7 protein-coding genes are annotated in these 4,751 nt (G+C 63.6%); all 7 read left to right on the forward strand.

Annotated elements, in window-relative coordinates:
• Nucleotides 1-460: 460 nt before the first annotated feature.
• A complete protein-coding gene (locus VNM24_17565) occupies nt 461-1,642 on the forward strand; it encodes a hypothetical protein (GenBank protein ID HWQ40389.1) in 1,182 nt (393 codons plus the stop codon).
• Nucleotides 1,596-2,039 carry a DEAD/DEAH box helicase family protein gene (locus tag VNM24_17570; GenBank protein HWQ40390.1) on the forward strand — a complete coding sequence of 148 codons (444 nt, stop codon included), beginning with the start codon at nt 1,596-1,598 and terminating at the stop codon, nt 2,037-2,039. Before VNM24_17565 ends, VNM24_17570 begins: the two co-directional genes overlap by 47 nt.
• Before the next feature lie 194 nt (nt 2,040-2,233).
• Nucleotides 2,234-2,416 carry a hypothetical protein gene (locus VNM24_17575; protein ID HWQ40391.1) on the forward strand — a complete coding sequence of 61 codons (183 nt, stop codon included), beginning with the start codon at nt 2,234-2,236 and terminating at the stop codon, nt 2,414-2,416.
• Between the two features lie 259 nt (nt 2,417-2,675).
• A complete protein-coding gene (locus VNM24_17580) occupies nt 2,676-2,915 on the forward strand; it encodes a type II toxin-antitoxin system Phd/YefM family antitoxin (protein HWQ40392.1) in 240 nt (79 codons plus the stop codon).
• Nucleotides 2,915-3,301 (forward strand): type II toxin-antitoxin system VapC family toxin, encoded by a 387-nt coding sequence (locus VNM24_17585; GenBank protein ID HWQ40393.1) that lies wholly within the window; start codon nt 2,915-2,917, stop codon nt 3,299-3,301. The genes VNM24_17580 and VNM24_17585 overlap by 1 nt, the downstream gene beginning before the upstream one ends.
• Before the next feature lie 491 nt (nt 3,302-3,792).
• Nucleotides 3,793-4,290: a transcriptional regulator gene (locus tag VNM24_17590; protein ID HWQ40394.1), complete on the forward strand. Its 498-nt coding sequence runs from the start codon at nt 3,793-3,795 to the stop codon at nt 4,288-4,290.
• Between the two features lie 135 nt (nt 4,291-4,425).
• Nucleotides 4,426-4,751: hypothetical protein (locus VNM24_17595; protein HWQ40395.1), on the forward strand; the 326-nt coding region annotated here is incomplete at its 3' end.

The raw sequence follows: 4,751 nt of genomic DNA on the forward strand, positions 1-4,751 counted from the left end.
GATCCGCAATCTCGGCGAGTACGAGGGCGACTTGAACATCAGTGATCGACTCATCGCGGATCTGATCGCGGCCTGCCGCGCGGTGGTCGCCAAGCTCGATGCCCTGAAGCCACCCGCGGAAGCGAAGTAGACGCCGGTCACGAGCGAATCCTTGCGTCAGCGACGTTCGAAAAAAATTTTCGTGTGGCACTTGTGTGCCACTTCAATGGGCCCAAATGGGCGTTTTGCTGCTCTTGTGTGCAACGGGCGCTCCGTGAGTGGTTGAATTGACTACGCCAAAAAACAGCTCGTGCCGTGTTGGCACTCGTCAAGTGCTGCCAGCGGGTAACTAGCAATCTTTGAGAAGGATAACAGCACGAACGTCAGCGCGTGTCCGTATCCACCATCGGGCGGAGCGATGCCTCGGAAAACCATCTGCCTCAGCCGCGAGCCACTCTTCGAACTGATCTGGTCCCGCCCCATGACCGAGGCCGCGAAGCAAACCGGCCTTTCGGACGGGGGCCTCGCGAAGATCTGCCGAAGGCTCAGTATTCCCATCCCCGGCCGCGGCTATGGGGCGAAAAAGGAGGCCGGCCGGGCTCCATCTCGTCCGCCACTACCGGCGCTCGGCAAGAACGAACAATCCGAGGTGCTCGTCACCCGGCACGAACCGCCGCCACCTGAGCCAGCGCAGCAGTCAGAATCCGAGCGGCTGATCGCCTTTGAGAACGCGCCCGAGAATCGGATCACGGTTGATCCGACTCGACATTTACAGCACCCGCTGATAGCCCGGACGGAGCAGAGTCTGCGCGCCGCCGAGCGCGATGAAACTGGCCTCGTCCGCCCCTTCGACAAGGCCGCGTGGCAGGAGGACATCGCCGCCTTCACCGAGACCCGCCGGACAGTGGGTACGCCCGCGGCCGTGGAGCGCTCACGCTCGGGCAACGGCGCGCACGCGTGGTTCTTCTTCTCTGTTTCGGTTCCCCCGCCGTGGCGCGGAGGATGGGCAGCTACTTCATCACCGAGACCATGGCCCGCCGCCACCAACTCAGCATGGAATCCTACGACCGGCTCTTTCCAAGCCAAGATACGCTTCCACGTGGCGGTTTCGGAAACCTTATCGCGCTGCCATTCCAGCACGAGCCGCGAAACCAAGGGAACACGGTTTTCCTCGACGAGCGATTCGCGCCTTGTCCCGATCAGTGGGCTTACCTCGCGTCAGTTCAACCAGATCAAGCGCCTCGCGGCGTTCCAGAATCCCGAATTCGACAAGCGCCAGAGCATGCGCCTGTCCACGGCATTGACCCCGCGCATCATCGCCTGCGCCGAGGAGTTTCCCGGGCACATCGCGCTGCCCCGGGGTTGCGAAGCGGACCTTGCGCAGTGCCTTACCGACCACGGCATCGAGCTTCGCACCGGCGACCAGCGCTGCGCGGGCCAGCCGATCGAGGTGCGTTTCCAGGGTGTGCTCACCCGCGTGCAGGAGGAGGCGGCGCGCGAGCTGCTCAAACACGACATCGGCGTTTTCGTCGCACCGCCTGGCGTGGGCAAGACCGTGCTCGGCACGTATCTCATCGCCAGGCGCGCCGTGAGCAACACTCGTGCACCGCCGCCCGTTGCTCGACCAGTGGGTGGCGCAGCTCGCCATGTTCCTCGGGCTTGAGGACAGGGACATCGGGCGGATCGGCGCCGGCGAGCGGAAGCTCACCGAGCGGGTTGATGTGGCCATGATCCAGAGCCTGGTGCGCGAAGGAAAGGTGGACGATCTCGTAGCAGACTATGGCCACGTGATCGTGGATGAGTGCCACCACGTGCCGGCGTTCTCCTTCGAGCGCGTGCTCGCGGGAGTCAGGGCGCGGTATGTCACCGGGCTTGCCGCCACGCCGCAGCGCCGCGGCGGCCATCAGCCGATTGCCGAGATGCAGCTCGGGCCGGTGCGCGGTGCCGTCGATGCGGAGCGCGAGGCCGCCAGCCGGCCGTTGCGGAGCAGCTCGTGGGGTTCTACACCACGATCGAAGAGCATCTGGCGCTACCCTTCGCGACACAGGTACTGGGCGTAGACGTCACGGTAGAGGGCGTCGCCTGACCGACGCGAATGTGATCGTCGCGGTCTGCAAACGTGGGCGGCGAAAACCGGCGGTCGCCATCCTCGAGCTGCCCTTGCCCACGCCTCTCCCTCATGGGCGGGGATGGATCGAAGCCTGCCGGCACTGGGCGCGCGGGCGCCGCTGAACTGCCGCAGTCACGAGACCACATGAGCGAATATCAGTGCTACGAGTTCCAGGCGATCGACCGGCCGCTCGATGAGCGCGAGATGCGCATGCTGCGCCAGTACTCAACGCGCGCCACCATCACGCTGACGCGCTTCGTCAATTCCCATGTCTGTTGGAGCAGGGTTCATCGGTACCGCGTGCTTTTAGGAATGGTTGCGGCTTGAACCGCTATTGCCAACGCATGGCTTCTCGAAAGTGACACCGAGAGCGGGCCTGGATCGCTACTGTATGTTATTAGGCGGTACGCGGTGGCTCTCTGCGCGCACGTCGACCGGAACTTGTCGCCAGCATCACTCGCGGCAATCGCTAATCCCGGTTCGACGCGGAGCGACTTGTCCGACGGCAAGCGCGGCATAGCGCCGTTATTTGACCCAAGGCGACTTGATGGACTAGACTTAGTCCAGTCAGAAAGGAGTGACGGGCATGCCGAAGGTCAACATTCACGACGCCAAGACCCATTTCTCTCGCTACGTCGAAGAGGCCGCGCAGGGCAAGGAGATCGTCATCGCCAAGGCCGGCAAGCCGGTCGCGCGCATCGCGCCGCTCGCGGCAATCAAGATCCCGCGCAAGCTTGGGCTGCTCGATGGCAAGGCCCGCATCCCGGACGACTTCAATGCCCCGCTGCCGGATGAGGTACTCGCGGAGTTCCTCGGCGGCGAGTGATGCGCATCCTGCTCGACACCCACCTGTTGTTGTGGGCGATGGCGGCGAGCCGGAAGCTCCCGCGCGCCGTGCGCGCGCAACTGCTCGATCCGGGCAACGAGATCTACTACAGCGCGGCGAGCCTCTGGGAGATCGCGATCAAGAGCGGCCTGCGACGCAAGGACTTCCGCATCGACATCGAGGCGCTGCTGGCAGCACTTCGGGAATCGGGTTTTGTCGAATTGCCGATCACCGCGCTGCACGCCGCCGGGGTGGCGAAGCTGCCTCCGGTCCACAAGGACCCCTTCGACCGCCTGCTGGTGGCGCAGAGCATGGCTGAACCGATGACGCTTCTCACCAACGACGCCACGCTGGGTGATTACTGGGACGGCGTGAAGGTTGTCTGAGTGCCGAGGCGGAAAGAACGTCGGCACGCCGACGACGCACTGGCAAGAATCGCCAAGGACGTTCGATGTTAGTCGAAGCGAACCTCATGCCTGCTCGTCATGAGTCAACGGACGTGGTTCCTTGACCGGTCGCCCGCGTCGCGATGTTTGGTTCCATGCGATGGAGAGGGACGAACCTGGGCGCATGCGAGTTCTTGCGTCGGCGACGCTCGAAAGAGATTTTCGTATGCCACTTCTGCGTCACTTTGGGCGGTTCAAGTGGGCGTTTTGCCGCTCTTGTGTGCGATGGGCGTTCCATAGCGGTTGAATCGAGTGCGCCCACAAGAACAGCCCACGCCCTGAGTCCAGACAAGTAACGGTAACGCCTGCGCGTCACCGGCCGCGGATCCAGCGACGATACGCCTCGATCCACTCGGCGCCCGCGGGCGGGGCAGCGGCAGGTCGAGGATCGGAATGGCCTGGCGTTGCTTGCCGCTCCGACAGATGGCAAGGTGCAGCAGCGCGTGCTGGCGGTGCTGTTCGGAAATCCCGGCCGGAGCTTTTACGCCAACGAGGTGATTGCCCTTGCGGGCTCCGGGACGGGCGCGGTACAGCGGGAGTTGGCCCGCCTTGAGGCGGCGGGGCTGGTGACCGTCATGCGCGTGGGCAAGCAGAAACACTACCAGGCCAATGCGGCGGCGCCGGTGTTTGAGGAGTTGCGCGGTTTGGTGTCGAAAACATCCGGCCTGGTGGATGTGTTGCGCGCCGCGCTCGCGCCGCTCGCAGCACAGATCAGCGCCGCGTTCGTCTATGGTTCGGTGGCTAAGAGGCAGGACACGGCGAAGAGCGATATCGATCTTATGGTCGTGAGTGATAGCCTGTCCTATGCTGATCTGTTCGCCGTCCTGGAAGAGGCAACGAATTGGCTTGGGCGGACCGTGAATCCCACGGTTTATTCCCGGCAGGAGCTCAACAAGCGTATTCGGGCGGACAACGCGTTTATCAAGTGAGTGTTGGCGCAACCCAAGCTGTGGGTAATCGGGGAGGAGCATGGCCTCGCCGCTTGAAAATCTGAGTGGACCCGGCAAGTCCTCCAAAAGGAGCCGCCGGATGCAAAAGAGTTTGCGGGTCTCAAACGTTCCGGCATGGCGCGACTATCCGCTGCCACCAATGCCGCTAACTCGTTGGAGGGCCGTTTCGATCTCGCTTACAACGCCGCACACGCCTCGTGCCTGGCCGCATTGCGCTGGCACGGTTACCGGCCGGCCAATCGCTACATCGTGTTCCAGGTATTGCCGCACACGCTTGGTCTGGGGCCGGAGGTTTGGCGCGTGCTAGCCAAATGCCACGAGATCCGCAATCTCGGCGAGTACGAGGGCGACTTGAACATCAGTGATCGACTCATCGCGGATCTGATCGCGGCCTGCCGCGCGGTGGTCGCCAAGCTCGATGCCCTGAAGCCACCCGCGGA

The organism is Burkholderiales bacterium, assembly GCA_035560005.1.
Classification (GTDB): Bacteria; Pseudomonadota; Gammaproteobacteria; order Burkholderiales; family Eutrophovitaceae; genus DASRFY01.

What these genes read in the sequence shown, in the direction of transcription:
- VNM24_17565 (HWQ40389.1), top strand. Translation starts at nt 461, where the DNA reads ATGACCGAGGCCGCGAAGCAAACCGGCCTTTCGGACGGGGGCCTCGCG.
- VNM24_17575 (HWQ40391.1), top strand. Translation starts at nt 2,234, where the DNA reads ATGAGCGAATATCAGTGCTACGAGTTCCAGGCGATCGACCGGCCGCTC.
- VNM24_17580 (HWQ40392.1), top strand. Translation starts at nt 2,676, where the DNA reads ATGCCGAAGGTCAACATTCACGACGCCAAGACCCATTTCTCTCGCTAC.
- VNM24_17585 (HWQ40393.1), top strand. Translation starts at nt 2,915, where the DNA reads ATGCGCATCCTGCTCGACACCCACCTGTTGTTGTGGGCGATGGCGGCG.